The organism is Nannocystis pusilla, assembly GCF_026626665.1.
In the GTDB taxonomy this organism is placed as follows: Bacteria; Myxococcota_A; Polyangia; order Nannocystales; family Nannocystaceae; genus Nannocystis; species Nannocystis pusilla.
Genome location: NZ_JAPNKE010000002.1, coordinates 5,441,031 through 5,464,335, shown reverse-complemented (window position 1 = coordinate 5,464,335; position 23,305 = coordinate 5,441,031). Strand labels below are relative to the sequence as shown.

Here is a 23,305-nt window from a genome sequence, read left to right as displayed (position 1 = left end):
TCCCGGGTGCGTGGCGCGCGGAGCCTCGCTGGCGTGGAGGACATGTCCGAAGGATCCTGTGATCCAGGCGACGCCCCCTCGTCGCTCGCGGCGTCACCTCGGCCGAGGGGCGGGGAGGACGCGAATCGCGTGGATCGGCGAGAGGCAGGGCATCGAAAAGTTCTGGGCGCCCAGTTCCGGGCGCTTGGGCGGCTCCGGCTGCAACACGCCGACGACCTCGACGCGCTCGCCTTCGAGGTCGGCGATCTGCTGCGGGGTGGGGCGGGTCTCCTTGTGCCAAAGGCTCTCCAGGAGCACTGCCTGCCCGTCGGGCAGGATCACGACCGGCCAGACGTCGAGGACGACCTGCCCGCCCTTCGCGGTGAACGTGCGGAGCGCGTAAGTGCCGACGGCGCGGCACAGCCCGCCGTCGTGAGCGGCGCGCAGCACTGCCTCGCAAGGAGGCGTGCTCGAGTCGACGGGCAGTGCGGACTGCGTGGCTGCGACCTTCGGAGGTGACGGTTCGGGGGGCGCCGGGCGCGTACACGGGGGCTTGCAGGCGACGAGCAAGAGCGCGACCACGAACGGGACGCGCGATGCACGGGGGAGCGGCTCGTCGCGGAGCGGTTCGTCGTGAGGCAGGTGCACGGCCGGATGTTAGCAACGGTCGCGCTTGGGTTCACGTCGGAACCCCGCCCGCGTCTCTGCGGTGTATGCTCGTTCCGTGCCGGACGGTCGCCCTGCGGTTCTCTTGCCGATGCGCCTCTTCCTCCTCGTGTTCGTCGCCGGCGGCTGCCAGGCGGTCCCGTGCCCGGAAGCGGACGAGAATGCGAGACCGACGCGGGTTCCCGAGCCGCCCCAGGAAGACCGGCCTGCCTGCACGCTCTCGCGTGAGGACGCGTCGCGTCACGCTCGAGCATGGCTGGCGTCTCTGGCGGGTACCGAGGCGCTCCCCGACGGCCTGGCCGCCGATACCGCGTGCGTCTCTCATTGCCTCCAGCCGCGAGACGACGTCGAGGGAGGCGGGACCTGCCCGTCCTGGGAGTGCGGCTTTCGTTACGGCGAGGGCGGGCACCGCGACGGCTCCGCGCCGGTGAGCGTGCATGTCGTCCGCTGCGGCGAAAAGAGCTTCGCGTCGCTCGGGCTCGCTGGCTGCTTCGCGCGGCCGCACCGCTGTGAGCTGCGAGTCGGGCGCGAGCACGCGGCGAAGCTGGCGGCCGTTCACGGGACCTTTCGTTACCTGTACCTGGCTTGGGTCCCCGCTGCCGAAGAGTTCCAGTGGATCGCCGAGGACGACTGGCGCTCCGCCGCTCCGCACGAGCTCGTGCGGATCAGCGCCCACGACCCAGGCGACGTTCGCCCGGGACCCGCTGCTACCGCTCCGAAGAGCGAACACGGATCGTCGTCGGATTGAGCCCGTAACCCGGCACGTCGCCGTCCTGCCGGATCATCTGCTGCTCGTGGAACGTCTGCCCTTCCTTGGTGGGCGGCCCGTACATCTGGTAGTTCCAGGCGTCCTCTCCGCTGTTGGCGAAGTTCTCGAGGGTGATCGAGTCCCCTCCACTCTTCAGGATGACGGCCCCCCAATGGAAGTTCCACGGTGCGTTGTCTCCCCAGGCGATGCCTGAGTAGTTTTGCGCGACGATGCTGTACGCTTCTCCCGTCTCGGGCCGCGCGAATCGATTGATCCCGGCCATCGCATCGAAGGAGTCGTTGGCTTCCAGCCTTCGACGCATCGACGTGGCGAAGTCGTCGTCCGCCCCAAGGGGGACCGAGCGTCGTTTCTGGAGGTACTCCGGCCACGCCTTGGCGAACGGTCGTCCCGACGCGCCGGCATAGATGTCCTCCATCATCATGTCAGGCGATTGATGCACCGGTCCGAACTTTTCACCGTACTGATAGGCGGCGGTCTTCGCCGGGGTCGGAATTGCAGGCGCCCGCGGGAGCGAGGGCCTGGCGCTCGTCGAGCCAGCAACCGGGTGCGAACTCTCCGATCCGGTTATAGACGCCCTGCGTCTTGCGACCGCTGCCATGCATGATCGAATGCGCTGCATCACCGCAATCGTCGACGAGTAGCATCCCGCCGGCTCGCGCATTCCCCTCGGTCTTGTTGCGCCGATTTTTCGGACGCACCCGCCGCAAGCGAGCGACGCCGCGCTCGCTTGCCGGCAGCGCGAGTTCCTCCTTGTCCGCCGTGATCTCGAGGTCCGATTTCTGGGCCGCGAGCAGCTTGTTGGCCCGAGCGATCAGGGCCGGATCGGCATAACAATGACGACCGCCTACGACCGGGTCGTCCTGGCGAACGGCCATCCGGAGGTCGTCGGCGATGCGCCAGTCGTGGCCGCCCCATTCTTCTTCTCGAAGTAGAATTGCAGCGACGCGGAACTCGTGAGCGCCGGCCGCGGCGCCAGTCTAGCGCGCGTTCCGGCGAACGAATCGAGCAGAGGGCGCGCGCTCCTGCCTTCCACGACGGCGTCTGCGACGGCGTCGGCGCCGCGTTCGTGTGCGTCGCCGGGCCGGCCGACGCCGCCCTGCAGATTCACGCCGGCTCGCTGCTGGATCACGTGCGCCGCCTCGTGAGCGGCGACTCGCAGGTTGGGGGTTCGAGAGAATGCGACCGACTCGCCCAGGACGTGCGCCGATGCGCCTATCGTTCGATGCAGGTCGACGGCGCGACCTCCGGTCGTGGCGTTGATCGATGCGACATCGTAGGGGCCGAATGACCGCTGGATCTCCGCCGCGAAGGGCAGTGGCGCGGTCGCGCCGGAAACGGCCTCGGCGGCCTTGCGTCGCAGCGTCGCGTCGCTGTTCTCGTCGACGGGAGGAGACCCCATCAGGGGGCGAGAGGGTTGCCGCGGCTTTGCGGCAGGCCGGAGCGGCGCGGCCTCGGTCGGCTTTTTCAGGAGCGGTGCGTACGTCATGTCGACATCTCTATCGCCACGGACACACGTGGCGCGCGTGGTGCAGGGCTCACGAAGAGAACGATCGTACGCTCCCATGCGCGGCGCAACAAGCGGCCCCGGGGCTCGCCGAATCGAAGGCGGGGGAGGCCACGCTGGATACCGGAGAGCGCGCGTTGCGCCCTCCGTGCGCGCGAAGAAGACCGGCGCGCGAATGATCGCTCGAACAACTCCCTCTCGCGCGAAATACGGTCTGTCACGAACTCATGGCTTCACCTACCCCGCGAACATCCGCCGACGATCAACCGCTCGCCGGCAGCAGGCCGATCGCGCGCATCAGCGCGATCGCGTTGCTGCGGCCGACCAGGCCCGGGCGCATGCGGTAGTCGAACACCAGGTTGCCCTCGACCACCTCGTCGGCGAAGTGGACGTTGCAGGCGCGGGGGCCGAGGTCGGCGACGGCCTCGGCCAGCGCCAGGTCGTGCGTCGTGCACAGGCCGATCGCGCCCTCCTCGACCAGCGCGCGCAGGACCGCCTCCGCGCCGATCTTGCGGTCGTGGGAGTTGGTGCCGTGGAAGATCTCGTCGAGCAGGAACAGCAGCGGCGGCGCGGCGGCGCGGGCCAGGTCGCGCAATTGCAGCAGCCGGCGCAACTCGCTGTAGAAGCGCGAGCGGGCGTTTTGAAGCGAGTCTTCGATCCGCAGGGTCGCGCCGATCTGCAGCGGGCTCAGCGTCATCGACTTCGCCGACACCGGCGCGCCCGCCAATGCGAGCACCACGTTGATCCCGAGCGTGCGCAGCAGCGTGCTCTTGCCCGACATGTTCGAGCCGCTCACCATCATCACCCGCAGCGGCTCGCCGAGCGCGACGGAGTTGGCCACGCAGGCGCGGAGCAGCGGGTGGCGCAGCGCCTCGCCGGCGACCTGCGGCCCGCCGGAGACGATCGTCGGCATCGGGTCTTCGGGGCGCTCGTAGGCGTAGGTCGCCAGCGACGCCAGCGCCTCGAGCTGGCCGAGCGCGGCCAGCCAGCGGGCGATCGAGGGGCCGTGGGTCTGCCGCCAGCGCTCGACGGTCAATGCGCCGTGCAGCTCCCACATCAACAAGAAGGCGATCGGCGCGAACAGGCCGCTCTTGCGCGCCTCGAGCCAGTCGACCGCGCGCGCCAGGCGGGCGATCGCGGTCGAGCCGGCGACCTCGCCGGTGCGCAGCTCCGCGGCCAGCTCGGCCAACCTCCGGCTGCCGGCGGTCGGCTCGCGCTCGACGCGGCCCAGCAATTGCGCGATGACGTCGAGGTCGCGCCGCGGGCCCTCGACCGCCGCGACGATCGCCGCGGTGCGCGGACGCAGCGCGCGCATCACCACGCCCTCGATCACCGCGACGATCAGCAGCGGCACGAACCCGAGGTCCGCGGCGAACGCCAGCACCGCAGTGACCACGCCCGCGAGCGCGAGCGCCGAGGCGAGCAGGCGCAGCGGCACGAACCGCGCGGCGTCGATCTGCGGCGGCGCGCCGCCCCACGCGACCAGCGCCTCGGGCGCGACCGCGGCCCGCACGTCGCCGCCGAGCAGCGCCAGATCTTCGCGCAGGTCGAGCCGCTCGCGCAGCGCCAGCACGGCCTCCTGGCGCGCCGCCACTTCTTCGACCGTGGCCGGCTGCAGCAGCCAGCGCGCCAGGGTCGCCTCGCCGCCGCGGGTGCGCGCGGCACACAGCAGCGCGAACAGCGAGGCCGGGCCGAACAGGTCGAGGTCGCCGGCGTAGGGGTGATCGGCGGGCACGAACTCGCGGTGCTGCACGCCCTCGTCGCGCCACTCGTCGTCGAGGCGCCGGAGCGCCCGCCGGTAGTGCTCGACGGCCAGCTCGGCGCGAGCCCGGCGGCGATACGCGCCCTCGTGGAGGACTACCAGGGCGAAGAAGCCGAACAGGGGCGCGAACGAGGCCGCGAGCACCGCCGGCCGGTCGGCCAGGCCGAAGCCGAGGAGTATTAAAGACGACGAAGACGCCGAGCCGCCAGTCGGAGATCCGTCGAATCTGGCGGTCGACGCGATTGACCACCGCCTGCCGCGCGGCGAGCCGGCGCTGGTACTCGCTGCGCGGGTCGGACACCCGCGGGATGATGCCGCACCCGCGCCGGATTACAACGAGAACCCGCGCGCCCGCAGGCCGCGCAGCCGCGGGCCGCCGTGATCCCGGGCCCGGTGTGAGGACGATGGGAGCGCAGCGAAGCCCCGCCGCGCCTCACAGCTCGCGCGAGAGCACGACGGGAGCGCAGCGAAGCCTCGGACGCGCCTCACAATTCGCGCAGGAGCGCAGCGAAGCCCGGCCGCGCCTCACCGCTCGCACAGGAGAATGACGAGACCTCGAGCGCGCCCCTCGACGCTCGCGCAGGAGGACGACGAGGCACCGAGCGCAGCGAAGCTCCGGCGCGCCTGAGGGCTGCGCAGGAAGACGACGAGCGCTCGCGCGAGGCTCGTCTCGCGCGAGGCGCTGCCCGGGAGCCCGCCCACGCCGATGCTCCTCGGCAGCAGCATCGGCGCGAGCGAAGACCGCGACGGAGCCTCGCGCTCGTGCGATCAATAGAATGACTTAAAAAACATGTCCAAAGGATAATGTCTTGAAGAGCATGCCCTTTCGGGCATGTGAAGAGGGCGCAGTCACTCGAGGTCGCAGAGCCGGCGCAGCGCCGCGCGGATCTCGCTGAGGTTGTGGCCGTCGTAGCGGAGCGCGTTCGGGTGCGAGAAGCCGGCGTTCCACGGCTGGGCCGGCAGGACGACCAGGCCGCGCGGGCGCCATTCCAGCCAGCGCTCGACGTAGGGCGGCCAGTCGTCGACCAGGACCTTGCCGTACACGAGGCCCTTGTCCATCGTGATCGTCACCGGCACGCCGGGGAGGTGTTGTTGGCACCACTCGAGCTTCTCGGTCCACGCGCTCGGGGTGCCGACCGGGCCCTTGGTGAGCACATGGGTCTCGAAGCGCAGCGCCTGCAATTCGGCGAGCACGTCGAAGCCGAGCTGCAGCCGCGGCAGCGAGCGCCACCAGCCTGGTTGACGGCGGATCACCGTCTCGCGCGCGCAGCCACGGCGGGCTGTCGTCGTCGCCACCCAGCGGCGGATCGGCGGGCCCCCGAAGGGTCTCCAGGTCGCGCATGAGCGCGCCCTGGTAATCACAGAGGGTGCCGTCCATGTCGATGAGCGCGACCAACCCGACCTTCGCCATGTCGTGATGGTAGCGTGAGGGTCGCGCGATCGCCACGCGCCTGGTGCTCGTGCGGCCGGCGTGATACCCCCGGAGGCATGATGAAGCGCGCCTCATCGTGCATGTTTTCGCTCGCGCTCGCGTGCGGCGGCGGCGGCGGCGAGACCACCACCGACGCCGGCTCGACGAGCACCGACGCGACCGGCACGACCACCGAGACCGGCACGAGCACCGAGCCTGGCACGAGCACCGAGACGGGCACGACCGACACGTCGACCTCGACCGCGCCGACGAGCACGAGCGACCCGACCACCACGGGCACGCCGCCCACCGGCACGAGCACCGACGCGACCACCACCGACGCGACGACGACCACGAGCACGACCACCGGCGCGATCGATCCGCCGATGTCGCTGGAGGACGTCGTCGACGGCGAGCTCGAGCTGATCGCCGACGGCCACATGTTCACCGAGGGCCCGATCTGGAGCCCCGATGGCTACCTGCTCTACAGCGACATCCCGGCCAACACGATCTTCCGCTGGTCGGAGGGCGAGCAGGCGAGCGCGTTCATCAACCCGAGCGGCAACTCGAACGGGCTCGCGTTCGACCTCGAGGGTCGGCTGCTGGCGGCCGAGCACGGCGGGCGACGGATCTCCCGCCGCGTGATCGGCGAGCAGAACGCCGAGACCCTCGCCGGTGAGTTCGAGGGCCAGAGCCTGAACAGCCCCAACGACATCGCGGTCCGCAGCGACGGCACGATCTACTTCACCGACCCGCCCTACGGGATCCAGCCCAACCAGCAGGAGCTCGACTTCCAGGGCGTGTTCCGCATCGACCCGCAGGGCCAGCTGTCCCTCATCGCCGACGACTTCGACCGCCCCAACGGCATCGTCCTGGCGCCCGACGAGAGCCTGCTCTACGTCGCCGACACCAACGCCGAGCACGTGCGCGTGTTCGACGTGCAGGCCGACGGCAACGCGGTCGGCGGCCAGGTGTTCGTCGACCTGCAGAGCGATCAGCCGGGCAACCCCGACGGCATGGCGGTCGACGCGTTCGGCGACCTGTTCGTCAGCGGCGGCGGGGGCGTCCGCGTGGTCACGCCCGCGGGCGAGCTGCTCGGGACCATCCAGGTGCCGGAGCAGGTCACCAACTGCAAGTTCGGCGACCCCGACGGCAAGGCGCTGTTCATCACGGCGCAGGCGCGGGTCTACCGGATCCGCCTCAAGGTCCAGGGCGCCGGCGCGTAGGGTACCATGCGCGCGATGTCGCTTGTGGAAGCGTTCAGCCAGCTCTTCCCGATCTCCTCCCCGCATTTCTCGCTCGAGCTCACCGACGAGAGCGTCGACTCCGCCGGCGAGACCTGGGGCGGGTGCAAGGTGACGGAGGACGGCCGCCTGGAGGCGACGGTCCGGCTCGTCGTCTGGGACGTGCAGGGCGAGCAGCGAACGATGCGCGACATCAAGGAGCAGCAGGTCACGATCGTCGCCGCCGCGCACCTCGACGATCCGCGCGTGCTCGCCTACTTCGAGGGTTTGGCCGCCGCGCTCGACTTCGCGTTCGCGCGGATCGACGAGGCGATCGCGGACAGGGGCCCCGCCGCGGCGACCGACCGGCTGGAGGTGGCGATGCCGTACGAGTTCCTCCCGGGCGATGTCCTCGCGCTGCGCCGCCCGCAGACCGCCGAGGACTTTCAAGATGCGCTGCTGACGAACCGCAAGCGACTCGGCTGGCTGCTGCCGTAGGCGCGGACGACCACCGATCCTGTCCTCGGGGTCAGGTCACGGGCCTTGCGGCGACGCGCAAATCTGCTGTCCTCGGGGGCAGGTCGTGGGCCGAGCGGCGAGGCGCGTTTGGCTGTCCTCGCTCCCGGACTTCGACCGTCACGCGCGGCGCCGGCTCGCGGCCGCCGCGGGTGAACACGAGGCGCGGGTCGTCGCGCCGCACCAGTCGGACGTCATCGCCTTTGACCGCGCTCACCGCTGTGAGGACCACGTCTCGCGGCGCCGCGAGCCGGAGGGTCCAGGTCGACAGAGGAGCGGGGAGGTTCGGCGAGTCCAAGCTCTGGACGACGATAGCAGACTCGACCGCGCGAAGCGGTCGAACCTGTCCTTTGGACATCCAGATTCGGGCGCTGTCTGCTTCACAGGTACGACGACCGGCCATCGGCGAATGACGGCAGCGCCGCGGCCAATCACGGGACCTGCTCGGCGACCGCCTGCGTGGATGTCTCTCGGGCCAGGTCGATGCGACGCCTCGCCGTGGCCACCCGGCCCCGCGCGTCGCGCGCGAATCGGTCCGTCCGCGGCGTCGTGGCCTTCCTCGCGGCGGCCGCGCCCGGCGGGCACCTTTGACGCCGCGGCCGGGCCCGGCGTATCGTCGCGCGGCCGATGACCGACCCCTCCGCAGCGGCCGGGAGCACGCGCTGGGCCTGGCTGCGCGGCCACGGGGGCATGTTCGTCGGCTTCGCGGCGATCCACGCCGCCCTGGTCCTGAACTCGATCCCGCTGCGGGTGGTGTTCGGCGCCAAGCCGTTCGGCGGGCCCGACTACCAGACCCACTTCCAGCACACGCACACGCTCACGCGGGCGCTGGCCGAGGGTCGGCTGTGGGTCTACGACCCGATGATGCTGGCCGGTTATCCCGCCGGCCTGTTCTTCGACGTCGACAACAAGGCCCACTTCCTGTTCTGCACCGTGCTGCACCGGCTCGGCGTGCCGCTGGCGACCGCGTTCAACCTGTTCACGCTGGTCTCGGCGATCGCCATGCCGATCTCGCTGTGGCTGGCGGCGCGGCTGCTCGGCGTGTCGGCCAAGGCGCAGGCGTGGAGCTTCGGCCTCGGCGTGCTGCTGTGGCACTTCGAGTCGCTGATCCGCTTCTTCTGGGGCGGCGGCATGATCTCGTTCGCCACCGTCTCGCACCTGTGCGTGCTCGTCCTGGCGCTGTTCTGGCGGCAGCTCGCCGGCGCGCCGGTGCGCGGCGGCTGGGCTGCCCTGCTGGTGCTGCTCCCGCTGGCGCTGCTGACCCACGTGTGGAGCTTCGCCGCGCTGGCGGGGCCGATGATCGGGCTCTACCTCGCGCGCGCCCGCGTGCTCGAGCTCGTCGACCACGCCCGCGTGTGGGCCCTCGCCGCGCTGACCGTCGCCACCAATGCTTACTGGCTGTGGCCCGCGCTCACGCACATGGAGCTGATGGCGCCGTCGCACAAGCTCGGCCAGGCCACGCCCGACTTCTTCTTCTACGACCTGCTCGAGGTGTTCGTCGACCCGCTCACCACCGGGTTCGTCCGCCAGCGCACTCTGGTCCGCACCGTCGCGGTGCTGGCGGCGATCGGCACCCTGGTCGCCTGGCGCCGCGCGCGGGCGCCGGCCCTGCGCTACGCCGGCGGCACCCTCGTGTGGCTGTTCGGGCTCAGCTACGTGGGCGCCTTGCTGCCGCTGGTGCCGGCCACCGAGCCGTACCGGTTCGCGGCGCCGATGGCCTGCTGGGCGGCGGTGCTGGCCGGTCCGTGGCTGGCCGACAACCTGACCCGAAAGACATGGTCGCAAGTACCCGCGAGTCTGCGCGGCCTGGCGATCGGCCTGCTCGTGCTGCTGGCCCCGCGGGTCTACGCCCAGCTCGCCACCTTCTTGCCCGGCGTCGACGTGTCGCCGATGGGGTTCTTGCAGAGCGCCGTGCTCGAGGAGCAGTTCTTCCCGAGCATGAAGCTGCGGCCGATCAGCGACGACTTCCAGGAGGTCGCCGCGTGGGTCGCGGCCCAGCCCGACGACGGCCGCGTCCTCGTGCATTACTGGGCCCTCGGCGAGTACCTGCGCTGGGCCACGGACCGCCCGATCCTCGGCGGATTCCCCGATCGGCGCACGATCCACGAGCAGGCCAACCTGTTCCACTGGACCGACAGCGACGAGCGCTATGGCGAGGGCCTCGAGCGCTACCTGCAGACCTTCAACGTCGCCTACGTGCTGATGTCGGTGCCGCACATCCCGGCCATCGAGCGCCGGCTCGACCTGCTGGAGCCGCGCGGGATCGTCGGCGGACGCTATCGCGCCTACCGCGTGCGCCGGCCGACGGGCTACGTCGTGGGCGGCAGCGCCGAGGTGAAGGCGGGGCTCGGCCGGCTCGCCGTCTCGGCTGCGAAGCCCGCGCCGGGGACCGAGGCGCTGGTGCTGCGATTCCACTGGCTGGCCGAGCTGCGCTGCCGGAGCGGCGTTCCGAACGTCGATTGCCGCGTCGAGCGCGAGCCGGTCGAGGGCGACGAAGCCGGGTTCATCCGGGTCGTCGGCGCGCCGACGTTGCCGGCCGAATTCGTGGTCGAACAGGGTCCTTGACGCCCCAGTGTGGACGGGGGGCCGATGCCTGCCGCCAGGGGGCGGCCGGTATCACACAGGTAGGGCGGGGGCGGTGGCGGTCCGTCCGAGTCTGTTCATCCTTGGCGTAACCGAGGCCCGTCATGCGCAGTATCTCTATCGGCCCGCGGATGCACTGGCCCCCGCTATTTGTCGACCTCTCCGTCGCCGCTATCTCCGACGCCGAGGCGAGCACTCGCTCTATTCACACTCCCCCTATCGAGACGAAGCACGCGCTCGCTGGCGTAGCCCTGGATCGCCAGGGTCGACCCGCCAGCGGCGCGGGGGCCCGGGTCCTTGCATTCGAGGCCAGGGCCGCAGACGCGGGCCGCACCGCCGCGACGGACGGCCCCGCCGCGTTCGAGCTGGAAGACCTCGACCGGCGCTCCGTGCTCCGCGAAGGCATGCGCGCCGGGTCCTACCCGTACGAGCGTCCTACTGCCTATTCGCACTCCGAGGTCCTGGCCTGGCTCACGGCCACGATCGACGGGGTCCGCTCCGGCGACGATCCCGTGTTCGACACGAGCGTCGCCGACCACGGGTCGTCGCGGCAGCGCGACGGCTCGCCCATCCACGCCGCGAAGTGATGCCGCGCGCCCGCGTCGCCGAAGCCCGAGGCGACGCGGGCGCGAGGTGTCACCCCGCGATCACGGCCCCGTGCAGCAGCGCGGCTGCGCCGGCGCCGACCAGCGGTCCCGCGATCGGCACCCACGCGTAGCCCCAGTCGCTGTCGCCCTTGTGGCGCAGCGGCAGGACGGCGTGGGCCAGCCGCGGCCCGAGGTCGCGCGCAGGGTTTATCGCGTAGCCGGTCGGCCCGCCGAGCGACAGGCCGATCGCCAGCACCAGCAGGGCGACCGGCAGCGCGTCGAGGGCCCCGAGCCCGTGCGTCGGCGCGGCGATCTGCAGCACCCCGAGCACGAACACGAAGGTGGCGATCGCCTCGGTCAGAAAGTTGTGGCCGAGGTCGCGGATCGCCGGGGCGGTGCAGAACACCCCGCGCACGGCGGCCGGGTCGGCGGTCGCGTCGAACTGGCGGCGGTAGGCCAGCCACACGCTCACCGCGCCGACAAAGGCCCCGAGCAATTGAGCGCACATGTACGAAGGGACAGCCTCCCACGCGAACTTGCCGCGCAGCGCCAGCGCCAGGGTGACGGCCGGGTTGAGGTGCGCGCCGCTGGCCGAGGCGGCCGCGTAGACGGCCACGAACACCGCCGCGGCCCACCCGGCGGTGATGGCGACGAGGCCGCCGCCGTGGCCGTACGTCTTCGTCAGCGCGACGTTGGCGACCACGCCGTCGCCCAGGACGATGAGGATCGCGGTGCCGAGGAGCTCGCCGGCGAAGGGGGTCATCGCCGCGAGGATAGACCGGGCGCGCCCGGCCGGTCCATCCTCGAAAATGGCCGCCTCACAGCCGCAGCCCGCGCTGACGGTTCGCCGAGGCCTCGGGGAGGGTGTCGACGAGGTGGTGGAGCCTGACCGCGTCGCGGAAGCTCGGGGCGATCGAGGTGCCCCCGAGGTCGCATCGCGGCGCGACATGTTCCATCCATCGTGTGCGTCTCGGACCGAACGAGCGTACGGCGTGAGCGAGACCGGTCGCAGGCGAGCCCGAAGCCTGGGCCGCGGGCTCCGCTGGTCAGGAGAAGAGGGTATGGAGAACGCATCCACGATACCTGCTCGCCGCTCGCTGCTCGATCGGCCTCAGAGGCTGGGACTTTTGCCGACGATCTGGTTTTGGAACAATTGGGACGCCCAGCGCCTGCTCCTGCCCTTCGTGTTGCTCTTTGCCGTCCCCGCCTTCCTCGTTTGCGACGCGCTCAGGATGTGGGCCGGGCTTGATACGTGGGTATCGCTCGTGCCAAGTCTCTTGATCTTCTGTTTGACGATGGGATTGGTCGAGAGGCGCGTGCGCAAGCGGGCACGCCTGCGTTGCGCGCCGGACATCGCGGAAGCCCGGCCAACCGTCACGCTCCGTGCGCAGGAGTCCGAGCAGGGGGAGCGGTGGGCGAAATCAGTCCGGAGAGAGTCTCGCGTTCCGCCAACTCCGCGGAAAGACGGCGGCGCGCGCTCGCTCGGCGAAGCCGCGGAGCGGCTCGACCTCTGATCATTCTGCGCTGTCGCCCACCGGGCTCATCGGCGCGCCGGTCGGAGCGATGACGAGAGCATCGAGCACGAACGCGTCGCCGACCTGCTCGCGGCCGATGCGGGCGCTCCTTCCATCGCCTGCCAGGACGTATTGGCCTTCGCGCAACGCGAGCTCGGCGACGCGGAGCTCGGGCGCGTCGCCGCGGAGGAGCTCGACGGCAAGGGCATGCCCGCCACGCCCCGTGCCGGCAGGATGCGCAGCGTGCGACCGTCGAGCAGCGGAAGATCGACGGGCTCGTCCCGCTGGAGCCGCGCGGCGGCCCGCTCGATGCGCTGCGGATAGCCGACCTCCACCAGCGCGAAGTACATGCCGGCGCGATGATGAGGAGCTCGGCCCTCCATTCGATCGTGGAAACTCCACACGCTCTTCATCGTCGCGCGGAGCCCGAGGCTCGCGCGGTCCCGGACGAACAGGACCATCTCGACGCTCGTCGGGGTCGTGGGCTTCGGATGGCCAGGACGGCGCGTGTAGATGTTCGTGCCGTACTCGAAGAAGAGATATTCGTCGTCCCGGTAGCGCACGACCACCTTCGAGAGATCGTCGCCGTCGACGAGGCCGACATCGAGCCCGTCGCTGCCCACCACCGCGCTGAAGCCTTGACGCTTCGGCCGGAACAGGAACGTGAACACGAGCGTCAGTCCGACGATGAGCCCGACTACCGCAGGGAGCGAGTCCATGCTGCGCTGGACGAGCAGCACGAGCGCGCCGATGAGGCCTCCGAATACGAGCCCGATCGCGAGCGCCGGCTTGAAGGCCTTCATCCAGTGCTGCAGGGGGGTGGCCCGGCGGCCGAGCGTCGACACGTTGTAGCCGCCATGATCGACCTCCGAGAACGCGAACAGGGGGGCGCCGATCGCCGGCGAGACGGGGCCCACGAGCGCCAGGATCGAGCTCGCCGGTTTCCTGATGTCAGCTGGGAGTGTCGACAACGGGACGAGCGAGAGGGAGCCGTCGGGGGTCATGGCGCCGCATGCTAACCGAAGCCGCCGCCGATCGCTCGTCGCAACGCGGGTGCCAGGCCGAGGGCCTCTCCGGACCCCTGCTCCAGCTCGCGGCGCGCCGCCGGGAGACCTGGCTTCACTTCGGCGGCTCGGCGTTCCAGTGCACGCCGAGCATGGAGTCGGGGCTGACGATGAAGCCGGCCCCGTCGGCGACGCGAATGATCACGGCGTTGCGATAGTATTCGATGCTCTCGACATGCTCGATCGTGCGAGCACGACCGCCGGCCTCGCGGATCACGACGACGCCGCTCTTGCGCTCGAAGGTGAAGACATCGAGCATCCCGGAATCCGGAGGGGTGCTGCCGACCGTCCCCGTCAACTCGAGCTTGGCCTCGCCGTCGAGCTTCACGCGGTCCCGCTCGGCCACGGTCTCGGGGTCGATGCAGCGGCTGATGACGCGCGCGGCGGTTCCTTCTTTTGGGGCTTGGTGGCGCGCGTACGCCAGTCGTAGACCGTGCGCCACCGTTGAGCGGGGCAGGCCGAGGCGTCGAGACTGTGGATACCCGGCGGCAATCGATCGGGCTCTTCCGTGGTGATTTCGAGCTGGTAGTGAGTGCCGCAGCCCGAGACGACGAACAACAGGAAGATGGCCCGAAACGACATTCGGGCAGGATGCCGCAGGGATTGGGTGTCGTCAAGCACGCACCCCGGGGCGCCGGGATGGCCGTCTTCGCCGCGCGCGACCGACGGAGCCATGCCTGAGCGGATTTTTGTCAATCGAGCTGCCGCGTCCGGGCTGTCGCACCGATGCGGAACGCTCTGGCACCGAGGCGAACAGCGCCCGCACGTTTCGCCGCGCGTCCGGCCGCGGCGTCGGTCGGTTCGGCATGCGGCCGGGCCCTCGTCGGCGACCCGCTGTGGCGGTCGCTTTCGCGTAGGTCGAGCGCTCGCGGGTTTTTCGCGGGAGGGAGTCGCAGGTGCAGCGCCCTTTTCGCGTAGGTCGAGCGCTCACGGGCTTTTTGCGGCGGGGAGTCGCAGGTGCAGCGCCCTTTTCGCGTAGGTCGAGCGCTCACGGGCTTTTCGCGGGAGGGAGTCGCAGGTGCAGCGCTCGAAGGGTGCAGGATCGGCCTCGGTGGCTCCGAGGCTGCGCAATAACGTAGACTGCGCGCAAGACCGTAGACCGAGGCCCCGCGCGCGCGGCGGCGCGGGCATGGTCGCTCGTTGTGGTTGGTGATACAAGAAGAGAGATGCACGCCGTCGCCGCATGGGTCTCGCTCCTGCTGTCAAGCCCGGCCCTCGCGGCTCCGTCGGGGCTCCCCACGGAGCAGGACCTCGATCGTATGCTGGCGACGATCCAGGCCGCTCACCCCGCCCACGCGCCGGGGGGCCTGCTCCGGCCCGTGGCGGATCTCGTGAAAGTGGCGGAGGAAGCGGGCCAGGCGCTGGAGTACGCGCCGGCGCCGGCGCTGCAGCGGCTCATGCACTACGTGCATACGTCGCGGACCGTGGCCTACGAGCGATCGGGCGATCGTTGGCACGCGTGCGCGCTCCTCGAAGACGCGGAGCTGCTCCTGTCGTCCCGCAAAGACGCGCCCGATCCCGCAGTGAAAGAGGCGTACCAGGCGCGGGTCGAGGCCACGCGGATCTGCGTGTCGTCCGGCCCGACTGCGACCGCGAGCGCCTCGAGCCGGCCGAGAGCGCCGGAGCCGGCCGCACGGGAGCCGGGTCCGCATTGGCACCGGGGGCGAGCTCCGCCGAAAGGCGCGCATGTCGAAGGACGCCGCGTGGTTGTTCGCTGCGGCTGGAAGCATGACGGCGATCACCATCGGCACCTCGGTGATCGCGGCAGTCAGCAAGGATCTGCTGCGCGACCAGGTGCGAGCGATTCAGGGGCAGGGCTATCGTCTGCCCACGGACGACGCGCTCCTCGATTTGAGTTATGGTAGCTACAAGCTCGGCGTCGGGCTGGCGATCGGCACCGGGGTCTTCGCGGCGGCGCTGTTCAGCGTGGCTGCGTGGCTGGCCAGGACCGAGAGGGCAGGACAGCCGAAGCGTGTGAGCCTGTCACCATTCGCTGGTGGGCGGCAGGCAGGGCTTTCGTTGTCGGGTCGCTTCTAGCGCGATCTCGCAAGGCGCGATTTCGTGCTACGTTGGGCCATGCGCTCCTGGCTCGCTCCTGCCCTGGCCGTCAGCCTCGCCCCGCTCGCCGCCTGCAACGATGCGGACGCGCTCTATGCGGCCGGCAAGGCGGTCCCGCCCTACGAAACGACGACGACCGGGACGACGGGGACGGGCGGCGCCGGCGAACAGACGAGCGGCACCGTGGAGACGAGCGGCGACGAGGGCACGAGCGCCGCGAGCTCGGCGGGTCCAGAGGCGACGTCGCTCGGACCTACGTCCATCGGCACCGACTCGATGGGCGACGCGCCGGTCGAGCCGCCCACGATCGAGGGGTTGCTCGTGCCCTTCAAGGTCACGACCGCCGGGCCGATGCCGGTCTCGGTCTACGCGAAGCATGCGCTCTCGGCGGAGGTCACGCTGGACGATAAGGCGACGTTCTTTCTCCACAACGAAGGGGACGTCGATCAGGACGGGACGAACCTGTTATCCGGTGTGATCCCGATCTACGGGAGCGCGGACAACGGGCAGCACGGCCTCGTGGTGACGGTGCGGCGAGGCGGTCTCAAAGATGAACGGAGCCGGAGCTTCGAGGTGGCGACCCCGCCCGCCGGCGCGCTGGCGTGGGAGAAATTCGGCGGCGCGGGCTCCCGGGATTCGCGGCTGGCGGTGACGCCGGACGGGTTTGTCTACGAGGGCGGGGCGCTGACGATCAACGGGGTCGCGCACCCCGCGATTCGCCTCCGCGACCCGATCACGGGGAACGACGTGTGGCCGGAGGGGACCCGTGTGATCGATGCCCGCGAGGGATCGATCGCCGACATCGCGGTGACGCAGGACGGCGAGGTGTGGGTCGCGATGAACGTGAAGGACGGCAACGTCTGGACGGCGAGGATGGCGCTGTTCACGGCGGACTTGACGCCGAAGGAGGCGCAACTGGAGAAGCCAGGAGCGACGATCCAGGCGATCGACACCACCAGCGCGGGCGGCTGCTTCGGCGCCGGGTTCTTCACGACGATCTACGGGGACGCGGACATGCTGGTGTGGCACGTGACGGCGGAGGGGACGCCGATCCTGTCGGGCTATCCGTGGGACTACGTGCCCAAGGAATGGACGCATGAGTTTACGGATCTGGCGTTCGATGTCGTGGTCGATAGGCTGACGGACGAGGCCTGGATTGTCGGCGGGTCGCGAGGCAAGCACAACGTCGACGAGCCCGCTTCGGAGATCCGAGGGACCATCCTTCACGTGGACGTCGACACGTTCGAGCACCTCAGCCCGGTCCTCGTCCGGCTGCCCAACGGAGACGTCCAGCAGAGCGCGTTCTACGGGGCGTGGCTCGAGCCCGAGGGGCTGCTGGTCACCGGCTATCAGTGCGACATGATGTGCCTCGGGCAGAGCGTCATCGCCACGCGATACAGCTTCGCAGGGATCCCCCAGTGGGGCTTCGAGACCCTTCCGAATGGGATTTCGGCCGGCAACGCCATCGCCAGCACCACGCATGGGACTATCCTCATCGCGGCGACGATGAAGGAGGGCGGCACCACGCACGGCTTCCTGTTCGGGCGGGAAGGCACGGAGCAGGCGTTCGCCCCGGTGGTCTTTCCGGGGGCGGACTCGTCGAGCGCGACCTCGGTGGTGGTAGGGCCGTACGATTGGCCGTTCGGCGGCGGCAACGTCACGATGGGCGGCGAGCCCCAGGGCTACGTCCTGCGTCTGCATCCGTAGCGCGGGCGGATGCCGCGTCACTGCGGGATGAAGGCGCTGCAGGTCTCTTTGACCAGCGCCGCCGCCTCGGCGAACGTGGGGACGAAGGTGTCCGCACACACGTCGCCGATGGCGCGGTGGGGGAACAGCTCGGCGAAGGTCCGCAGAGGGTTGATCTTCGGGGCGCCGTCGTCGTATGCGCAGTCCGCCTTGGGCGGATCCTCGGGCAGGGGGTTGATGATCGCGGCCATCACCATGGCGTCGAGATCGCCGCCCTTCGCGGCGAGAACCTTCTCGAACCAGTAGGCCGGAGTCTTGATGGACTTCTCATCGGCCGAGTCCATCACCATGACGATCACGAGGAGCGCGTCGGGGCGCAAGAAGCCCTCGTTACAGCCGCCTTTCTCGTTGAGAACGTGTGTGAGGGTGGTAGCGATCCCCCGCATCATCGGCGTGTCGGGCCCGAAAAGGCCGACGCTGGCGATGCACTTGAATTGTTCGTTGAGGTCGGGTTCCTCTTTGGTGACGATGTAGCGCCGGCCCCCGGCGAGCTCGCACGGATAGTTGGTCGCATGCGGCCCAGCGTTGAACAGGATCCCCGCGCCCATCTGCGTGTCGCAGAGCGTGGTCAACCCCTGCGAGCCGCACATGTATTCTTCTGCGTCTGGCCCGCAGTTCGGATAGTACTTTGGGCAGCGTAGCTCCTCGCAGCCGGTGCCGCTCCAGGCCCCATCCACATTGGCGACCATGATGTGCGCGTCGAAGTCCGCGAACTCCTCCTGAATCGTCGACATGAAGCCGTCGAAGCTCGCCAGCAGGGCTGCCTCCTCCTGCTCCATGGTGAAGAGGCGAGAGATCGCAAAGATAAAGTCGATCTTGCCCTTGCAGCCCACGGGCTGGTGCGACCCGAAGTCGGGCGCGGTGCCCATGTCCGGGACGGACGCCTGGGTCGTGCTCGATTCGCCGGCAGAGCCGCTCGCGCTGATGGAGGTGGTCGAGCTCGTCGAGCTGCTCGAGCTCGTCGAACTGCTCGGGTCGGTGGACGCGGCGGGCCCGGTCGGACCCTCTCCCGGATCGGTCGAGAAGCCGGCTGCGCCGGGCCGTTGTGGCAGGCGGCGAGGAGCAGGAGCGAAGCGAGCGCGCGCACGGCCCTCAGCGTAGCCGGCGTCGCCGGGGCGTGTCGAGCCCGCGGCGGCCCGCAGGCTCCGCCCCACGTTCTTCGAAACCATTGTCTCCTGTCGGGGGTGGCGGCAGCTCGTGGCCAACGACGCGCGGGACGACCGGTCGAGACAGGACATGGAGGGCCGTGCACCACACCATCATCGTCCCCCTCGCCTACGTTGCGGCCGAAGAGGTCGCGGAGAGCGCCGCTGCCGCGGCCGGCGGTGATGCCCAGGCGCGACGCCGTCCTCACGATCCGGACCCGAAGCTCGAGCTGCGGCGGCCAGAGGCCGCGCGAGTCGACGCCGCAGGTTCGTTTCGAGGCCGCGGCAGGGGAACTTGAGGCTGCGCGCGCCGCTCACTCGCGCTGCGCAATCACGATCGTGTCGTCTCGCGCGAAGCTCCGCACGTCACCTGTCATGGCCGGTCGGAGGGCCCAGACGCGTCCCGGCTGAGAGCTGCGACGGGCCCACGGCGGGCGCCTCGGCCGGGAGAGAGGCGGCCCGCCAGCGCCTCGTGCATCCTCGCACGATAAAGAACGACGCGGTCATCAGCAAGACCGCGACGAGCTCGAAGTCCACCCGGGATAGAAGAACAGGAGAAAGAAGCCCAGGTCGGACGCGACAGACGCGACACCTGCGAGACGCCCGAACACTCTCTTGTAGAATTCAGTCCAGTCCTCGGTCGTGGGTACCCGCGGTGGTGTGGGCGCCCGCGCGGGCGACCGCACGAGCTGCGCTTCCTCCGAGCCAGCCCGGGCCTCCAGCGCTGCCGGGCGCTCGTGGGCTTCAGCGGGTCCAAGCGCCGGCCGGCGGTCCGCAAGGTATTGCCGCGACCAGCGCTCGATGAGTCCACCCCAGACCCCGAAGAACACCCAGAAAGCGAGCGCGCTTTGCCACCAGGTGAACCCTAGATACTCGATGAGCGTAAAGAAGAAGGGGACGGCGGCCCAGAAGAGCAACGAGATCGGTGTCAGTGATGCGAGGACCCAGAATTCATTCGTCGCCCAGAATCCCCATTTTTGCGGCGGCAATGGCTTGGGCGGCGCTATTTCCCGCATCTCATCGCCCCTCACCCGTTTTGGGCTCCGTTACACTTTCCAGTGATCCATCCAGTCACCTTTTTCGAGACAAACGAACCGGCGCCGACGCACCATTTCTTTTTGATCAGGAGTAAGCAACCCGCTCCCACCAACGTGCCGGTACTGGCGCCCGCGATGTTACCGGCTACTTCACATTTTCCATCGCGCGATACGACACCGAGCGCCTCTGTGACCCCATTCTTCTGCCAAGCCTGGACGACGCTGGCGAGGACATCTTGTACCTGATGGGTCTGTAAGCCCGTGAGATCGGCCCACTCCGAGGCCAGGACGCCGTCGACGAAGCTGACTTCGGCCACGACGGCCTCGCCGACCGTCACATGGCCGCGGCCGGAGCCCTCGTCCTCCCAATAGACGGTGATGGATACCCTACCGACCTCCCGCAGGTTGAAGCTGACCTCGAAGTAGCCGTCCTCCGCGCTCACACGGACGTTCTCCTGCGTGATGGGGGCCTCGAGGCCGGAGTAAAAATCGTCGGCGGTCGCGCGCGGAACAGGCGCCGGGGGACTCTCGGCGGTTGCTGGCGCGGCGAAGAGGGAGAGAAACAGGGAGGCGACGGCGGCGGGGAGGTGCATGCCCCTCCATGTCTCGGCTGCAGGGCGTCGCGCGCGCCTGCAGCGAAGAGCAGCCGCAGCCGCAGGGCGACCTGGTGGGCATGGCGCCGCGGGCAAGTAGGCGGGGGCGGCGACGGTCGCCGGAGGCCTCGCACCCGCTGCCCGCGCCGGCGCGAGCCCCGGCGAGAACAGTGAAGCCGTCCCCGGCCGTGGGCTCGCAGACCGCTCGATCCAGTCGCAAAGGATCAAGACGTGATGGACATGCTGTCACAGGTCCCAGGGGCAATCCCAGTCGGAGCCGTAGCACGACCAGTTGAACCCCGCGGCCCAGTGGAACTGGTCGCCGCTCGCGTCGAGGACGTCCCAGCGGTGGGACTGGACGTCGAAGTCCCAGTCCGAGCAGGCGAAGATCCCGCAATCCCAGTCCCACGAGCTGTTCAGCCACGCCTCGCGTACGTTGCCCTGGAGCACGTTCTCGGTGAAGACCGAGCTGCCGCCGAGTTGGGCCCGCAGGACGACGTTGCCGGCGAACGGGGCGACCGCCGACGCCGAGGTCTTGGCGTTCTGCTGAGCCCAGGCGCCGCCGCCCCAATTCGGCAGGCACCACTTCGAGTCGGCCTCGGACCCGTAACACACGTTGGCCGACCACCAGGGGCCGTCCGCCGAGGTGAGCGGCTCGGCGGTGGGTTCGTCGGCAGAAGCCGACAAGGCGAGGGGCCGAGCGAGCTGGCGCTGGTCGCCGGCGGGCGCCGCGGCGACGCGGTTCTTGGCCCGCGCCTGCGCTGCGACGAGGGCCTCCGGCACCGCCGCGTCGTCGCCGGCCAGGCGCACGTAGAGGTCGGCCACGGTGCCGGCCGCGAGCGTCCCGGTGTCGACCGCCCGCGCAGCGCCGAGGGGACGGCTCTCCGAGGTGAAGATGACGCCGGGTCGGGCCTCGTAGAAGCTGACCTCGTGGCCCGGGGCGACGGAGACGCGCGCCACCAAATGGTTCAGCTCGTCGAGCCGCGGCTGAATCGCCCCGAGGGCCGCGAGCGCGCGCGCGTCCTCGGGGTCATCGCTCAGGAGCGCGTCGATCTGCGCCAGCGCAGCGCTGGCGTCGTCGTGGGTGGCCGGCTCGACGTCGATCGGGGAGACCAGCGCGAGGTCGGCGGCGTCGGCGTCGTCCGCCGCCTCGGGCTCGTCGCCGGGCATCGCCGGATCACACGCGAAGAGCTGAGGGAGCGCGAGGGTGAGGAGGAGCGTGAAGGTTCGTTGCATCGGGGTGAAATTTCCTTGATGGAATGGCTCAGGGCGCATCGCATGCATCCGGGCGCGGAGAGCCTCGCCACGAGGTCTCGTCGCCGGGTCCACTGCATGCGCCCGCCTGACTAGTGCTCGACGCCTTCGGGTCAATGCGAGAATTCGGCGATGGAGCGCGACGCCGCGGGCCGGCAATGCGACGGCCGCATGCACGGCGGCAGAGGGGCCACGAAACGCTGTTGCGATTCGGATCGCTACGACGCGGCGCGGACCCGTCACGCTGCGTCACACGCCGCCGTCGGCGAGCACACCCAGGCGGGGCCCGGGTGCGGCCCGAGGCTGAACGACCCGCGCATTCGGGGCCGTCCTGTTCGACTGCTCGATGGGGCTTTTCACCCGCGGCGGCGCAGGTCGCTCGCGACTGTACGGACAGCCGCAGGGATATCGCTCGAGAAGAGGAATGCGCAATGTCCGGCCGTCGCTCGGTTCGAGAGCGTGCCGGGCGAGCGGTCAAGGTCGGCGCCCACGCGGCGCCAGAGCGTGGCGCCGGCGCAGGCCCCGGCGGGAGCCCCGGCGGGAGATGAAGCCGGCCCCGCCGGCGGCTCGCAGGCGGCCGTGCCGGCCTCAGCTTGCTCGCGCGCTCGGCGGCTGGCCATAGCGGCATATGGAGGGGCATGCACCACACCGCGCTCGTCCTGTCATTCACGCTCGCGGCGGGGCCAGGAGCCGCTGAGGCCGCCCCGGCGCTGCTCCCGGCCGCTGCTGCCGAGGAGCTCTTTGCCGAACTGCAAGCGCCGGTCGCCATCGAAGACGTCCGTGTCGGCGTGGCCGACAGCCAGCTCGAGATCAGCTTTTATTTGCAGGCGGTCGGAGCAGTCTCCCTGATCATTCGTGAGGACGATGCAGGGGCCGGTGTGGGCCTCGTCAAGGTCGAGGACGCCGTCGTGACGGAGGTCGGCTTCGTCGACGGTGTCGTCCTCTCGCAGGCGAGCGACTTCGCCACTCTCAGCCCTGAACAGGCCGTGGCTGTCGTAGCGAGTCTCGTGCAGGTCTGGTACGAGGACGCCGAGATCGGCGTGCTGGAAGGCGACCGGGACTTCAAGTGCTGGTGGGCCGGCAAGATCGCCGGAGCGACGATTGGCGTGGCGGCGGCCGCCGGGTGCGGGCTCGTGGCCAAGGATCCGAAGTGCATGGGCCTCGGCTGGGGTGTTCACACGACCATCGCGGATTATGTCAGCGACAAGTGTAACGGGGCGCAGAACAAGTGATGGACCGCGGGACCATGGAGCTGCGGCAGCTCGCCCCCTCGCGCGGACCCCTGCCCCCGCAACGGTGGGGGTTCTTGCCGACCGAGCAATTCTGGCACCTCGCGTGGTTCACGCCGATCATGTTGGCGTTCTGGATCCCGGCCTTCATTTTTCATGACTGCCTCGTCCTCCTCGGATGGCCGTGGTGGCAGAACGGGCTCGCGTGCATGGCCTTCGCCATCCTCTGGACCGGCCTGGTCGAGCGCTGGAGCCGTCGATATCTCGCAGGGCGACGCATGCGGGCGCTGACCGAAGGCGAACTCGACGATGCACAGGAAGCGCCAGTCCCGTCGCCGGCGCAGTCACGAAAGCTGCCGGTCTTCGCCACGCATGAATCTGGGACTACGCGTACGCGAGGCTGTTCGGCCGGGCGAGAGTCGTCGCTTCCAGGCTGATCGACTTCATGTTCTTCATGGCCTGCTTCTACCCCTCCGGATTTGTCCTGGTCGGGGCCTTTTCACTGCTGGTCGTCATTTCCCTGGGCCTGGGCGCATGGCAGCGCCGGCTGCTGCGCCGAGAGCTCGCGGCCGGTGCGCAGCCGGGGCCGGCGCTCGCGGAGGCGTCCGGGTCACGCGCCTCGCGGCCTCCGCGTATCGCGTAGGCGCGAGGTGTCCTCAATGTCC

23 protein-coding genes are annotated in these 23,305 nt (G+C 70.0%); 10 read left to right on the top strand and 13 right to left on the bottom strand.

The features are described from left to right. Positions 1-93 precede the first annotated feature (93 nt). The 6 genes from OV079_RS24285 to OV079_RS24260 form a co-directional block, all read right to left on the bottom strand. Complete coding sequence (locus OV079_RS24285) at positions 94-429, bottom strand: hypothetical protein (RefSeq protein WP_267771228.1); 336 nt, start codon at positions 427-429, stop codon at positions 94-96. A gap of 923 nt (positions 430-1,352) precedes the next feature. After that, a complete protein-coding gene (locus OV079_RS24280) occupies positions 1,353-1,835 on the bottom strand; it encodes a hypothetical protein (protein ID WP_267771227.1) in 483 nt (160 codons plus the stop codon). Positions 1,836-1,866: 31 nt separating this feature from the next. Continuing rightward, positions 1,867-2,289, bottom strand: a complete 423-nt coding sequence (locus OV079_RS24275) for a hypothetical protein (protein WP_267771226.1) — start codon at positions 2,287-2,289, stop codon at positions 1,867-1,869. After that, positions 2,259-2,900, bottom strand: coding sequence for an eCIS core domain-containing protein (locus tag OV079_RS24270; protein ID WP_267771225.1), 642 nt, complete (start codon positions 2,898-2,900; stop codon positions 2,259-2,261). The genes OV079_RS24275 and OV079_RS24270 overlap by 31 nt, the downstream gene beginning before the upstream one ends. A gap of 280 nt (positions 2,901-3,180) precedes the next feature. Beyond that, entirely contained in the window at positions 3,181-4,824 is a 1,644-nt protein-coding gene (locus OV079_RS56190; protein ID WP_267771224.1) for a MutS-related protein, read from the bottom strand. 705 nt (positions 4,825-5,529) lie between these two features. Next, positions 5,530-5,976 carry a 5' nucleotidase, NT5C type gene (locus tag OV079_RS24260; protein ID WP_267771223.1) on the bottom strand — a complete coding sequence of 149 codons (447 nt, stop codon included), beginning with the start codon at positions 5,974-5,976 and terminating at the stop codon, positions 5,530-5,532. A gap of 192 nt (positions 5,977-6,168) precedes the next feature. On the opposite strand from OV079_RS24260, the gene OV079_RS24255 reads away from it, so the two are divergent. The 4 genes from OV079_RS24255 to OV079_RS24240 all read left to right on the top strand — a co-directional run bounded on the left by OV079_RS24255 (position 6,169) and on the right by OV079_RS24240 (position 11,000). Continuing rightward, positions 6,169-7,317, top strand: a complete 1,149-nt coding sequence (locus tag OV079_RS24255; protein WP_267771221.1) for an SMP-30/gluconolactonase/LRE family protein — start codon at positions 6,169-6,171, stop codon at positions 7,315-7,317. A gap of 15 nt (positions 7,318-7,332) precedes the next feature. Continuing rightward, on the top strand, positions 7,333-7,812 hold the full coding sequence (locus OV079_RS24250; RefSeq protein ID WP_267771220.1) for a hypothetical protein: 480 nt from the start codon (positions 7,333-7,335) through the stop codon (positions 7,810-7,812). Positions 7,813-8,457: 645 nt separating this feature from the next. Next, positions 8,458-10,395: a hypothetical protein gene (locus tag OV079_RS24245; protein WP_267771219.1), complete on the top strand. Its 1,938-nt coding sequence runs from the start codon at positions 8,458-8,460 to the stop codon at positions 10,393-10,395. 149 nt (positions 10,396-10,544) lie between these two features. Beyond that, complete coding sequence (locus tag OV079_RS24240) at positions 10,545-11,000, top strand: hypothetical protein (protein WP_267771218.1); 456 nt, start codon at positions 10,545-10,547, stop codon at positions 10,998-11,000. 49 nt (positions 11,001-11,049) lie between these two features. Here OV079_RS24240 and OV079_RS24235 read toward each other — a convergent pair whose 3' ends face one another. After that, a complete protein-coding gene (locus OV079_RS24235; RefSeq protein WP_267771217.1) occupies positions 11,050-11,763 on the bottom strand; it encodes an MIP/aquaporin family protein in 714 nt (237 codons plus the stop codon). A gap of 364 nt (positions 11,764-12,127) precedes the next feature. Between OV079_RS24235 and OV079_RS24230 the strand changes: the two genes are divergently transcribed. After that, complete coding sequence (locus OV079_RS24230; RefSeq protein WP_267771216.1) at positions 12,128-12,514, top strand: hypothetical protein; 387 nt, start codon at positions 12,128-12,130, stop codon at positions 12,512-12,514. A 26-nt stretch (positions 12,515-12,540) separates the two neighbouring features. Here the strand turns inward: OV079_RS24230 and OV079_RS24225 are convergent, their stop codons facing one another. Both OV079_RS24225 and OV079_RS24220 read right to left on the bottom strand, forming a co-directional pair. Continuing rightward, on the bottom strand, positions 12,541-13,518 hold the full coding sequence (locus OV079_RS24225; RefSeq protein ID WP_267771215.1) for a hypothetical protein: 978 nt from the start codon (positions 13,516-13,518) through the stop codon (positions 12,541-12,543). A 115-nt stretch (positions 13,519-13,633) separates the two neighbouring features. After that, positions 13,634-13,924 carry a hypothetical protein gene (locus OV079_RS24220; RefSeq protein ID WP_267771214.1) on the bottom strand — a complete coding sequence of 97 codons (291 nt, stop codon included), beginning with the start codon at positions 13,922-13,924 and terminating at the stop codon, positions 13,634-13,636. A gap of 1,340 nt (positions 13,925-15,264) precedes the next feature. Here OV079_RS24220 and OV079_RS24215 point away from each other — a divergent pair. After that, the gene (locus OV079_RS24215; RefSeq protein ID WP_267771213.1) at positions 15,265-15,615 is read left to right on the top strand and encodes a hypothetical protein; all 351 of its coding nucleotides are present in this window, start codon (positions 15,265-15,267) and stop codon (positions 15,613-15,615) included. Between the two features lie 204 nt (positions 15,616-15,819). After that, positions 15,820-17,343, top strand: coding sequence for a hypothetical protein (locus OV079_RS24210; protein WP_267771212.1), 1,524 nt, complete (start codon positions 15,820-15,822; stop codon positions 17,341-17,343). Positions 17,344-17,360: 17 nt separating this feature from the next. On the opposite strand, the gene OV079_RS24205 is transcribed toward OV079_RS24210, so the two are convergent. From OV079_RS24205 to OV079_RS24190, 4 genes are all read right to left on the bottom strand, one after another. Beyond that, positions 17,361-18,251 (bottom strand): hypothetical protein, encoded by an 891-nt coding sequence (locus OV079_RS24205; protein WP_267771210.1) that lies wholly within the window; start codon positions 18,249-18,251, stop codon positions 17,361-17,363. A gap of 782 nt (positions 18,252-19,033) precedes the next feature. Then, a complete protein-coding gene (locus OV079_RS24200; protein WP_267771209.1) occupies positions 19,034-19,543 on the bottom strand; it encodes a hypothetical protein in 510 nt (169 codons plus the stop codon). A gap of 11 nt (positions 19,544-19,554) precedes the next feature. Next, positions 19,555-20,157 (bottom strand): hypothetical protein, encoded by a 603-nt coding sequence (locus OV079_RS24195; protein ID WP_267771208.1) that lies wholly within the window; start codon positions 20,155-20,157, stop codon positions 19,555-19,557. Between the two features lie 246 nt (positions 20,158-20,403). Continuing rightward, positions 20,404-21,393, bottom strand: a complete 990-nt coding sequence (locus tag OV079_RS24190; protein WP_267771207.1) for a hypothetical protein — start codon at positions 21,391-21,393, stop codon at positions 20,404-20,406. 656 nt (positions 21,394-22,049) lie between these two features. On the opposite strand from OV079_RS24190, the gene OV079_RS24185 reads away from it, so the two are divergent. From OV079_RS24185 to OV079_RS24175, 3 genes are all read left to right on the top strand, one after another. Continuing rightward, positions 22,050-22,643 carry a hypothetical protein gene (locus tag OV079_RS24185; protein ID WP_267771206.1) on the top strand — a complete coding sequence of 198 codons (594 nt, stop codon included), beginning with the start codon at positions 22,050-22,052 and terminating at the stop codon, positions 22,641-22,643. A 74-nt stretch (positions 22,644-22,717) separates the two neighbouring features. Next, positions 22,718-23,077 (top strand): hypothetical protein, encoded by a 360-nt coding sequence (locus OV079_RS24180; RefSeq protein ID WP_267771205.1) that lies wholly within the window; start codon positions 22,718-22,720, stop codon positions 23,075-23,077. A gap of 8 nt (positions 23,078-23,085) precedes the next feature. Further along, positions 23,086-23,283, top strand: coding sequence for a hypothetical protein (locus OV079_RS24175; RefSeq protein ID WP_267771204.1), 198 nt, complete (start codon positions 23,086-23,088; stop codon positions 23,281-23,283). The last annotated feature ends 22 nt before the right edge of the window (positions 23,284-23,305 follow it).

Bases quoted from the DNA above. Each gene is read 5' to 3' on its own strand.
- OV079_RS24280 (WP_267771227.1), bottom strand. From the start codon at position 1,835: ATGATGATGGAGGACATCTATGCCGGCGCGTCGGGACGACCGTTCGCC.
- OV079_RS24275 (WP_267771226.1), bottom strand. From the start codon at position 2,289: ATGGCCGTTCGCCAGGACGACCCGGTCGTAGGCGGTCGTCATTGTTAT.
- OV079_RS24270 (WP_267771225.1), bottom strand. From the start codon at position 2,900: ATGACGTACGCACCGCTCCTGAAAAAGCCGACCGAGGCCGCGCCGCTC.
- OV079_RS24255 (WP_267771221.1), top strand. From the start codon at position 6,169: ATGATGAAGCGCGCCTCATCGTGCATGTTTTCGCTCGCGCTCGCGTGC.
- OV079_RS24250 (WP_267771220.1), top strand. From the start codon at position 7,333: ATGTCGCTTGTGGAAGCGTTCAGCCAGCTCTTCCCGATCTCCTCCCCG.
- OV079_RS24245 (WP_267771219.1), top strand. From the start codon at position 8,458: ATGACCGACCCCTCCGCAGCGGCCGGGAGCACGCGCTGGGCCTGGCTG.
- OV079_RS24240 (WP_267771218.1), top strand. From the start codon at position 10,545: ATGCACTGGCCCCCGCTATTTGTCGACCTCTCCGTCGCCGCTATCTCC.
- OV079_RS24235 (WP_267771217.1), bottom strand. From the start codon at position 11,763: ATGACCCCCTTCGCCGGCGAGCTCCTCGGCACCGCGATCCTCATCGTC.
- OV079_RS24225 (WP_267771215.1), bottom strand. From the start codon at position 13,518: ATGACCCCCGACGGCTCCCTCTCGCTCGTCCCGTTGTCGACACTCCCA.
- OV079_RS24215 (WP_267771213.1), top strand. From the start codon at position 15,265: ATGTCGAAGGACGCCGCGTGGTTGTTCGCTGCGGCTGGAAGCATGACG.
- OV079_RS24205 (WP_267771210.1), bottom strand. From the start codon at position 18,251: ATGGGCACCGCGCCCGACTTCGGGTCGCACCAGCCCGTGGGCTGCAAG.
- OV079_RS24200 (WP_267771209.1), bottom strand. From the start codon at position 19,543: ATGCGGGAAATAGCGCCGCCCAAGCCATTGCCGCCGCAAAAATGGGGA.
- OV079_RS24195 (WP_267771208.1), bottom strand. From the start codon at position 20,157: ATGCACCTCCCCGCCGCCGTCGCCTCCCTGTTTCTCTCCCTCTTCGCC.
- OV079_RS24190 (WP_267771207.1), bottom strand. From the start codon at position 21,393: ATGCAACGAACCTTCACGCTCCTCCTCACCCTCGCGCTCCCTCAGCTC.
- OV079_RS24185 (WP_267771206.1), top strand. From the start codon at position 22,050: ATGCACCACACCGCGCTCGTCCTGTCATTCACGCTCGCGGCGGGGCCA.
- OV079_RS24175 (WP_267771204.1), top strand. From the start codon at position 23,086: ATGTTCTTCATGGCCTGCTTCTACCCCTCCGGATTTGTCCTGGTCGGG.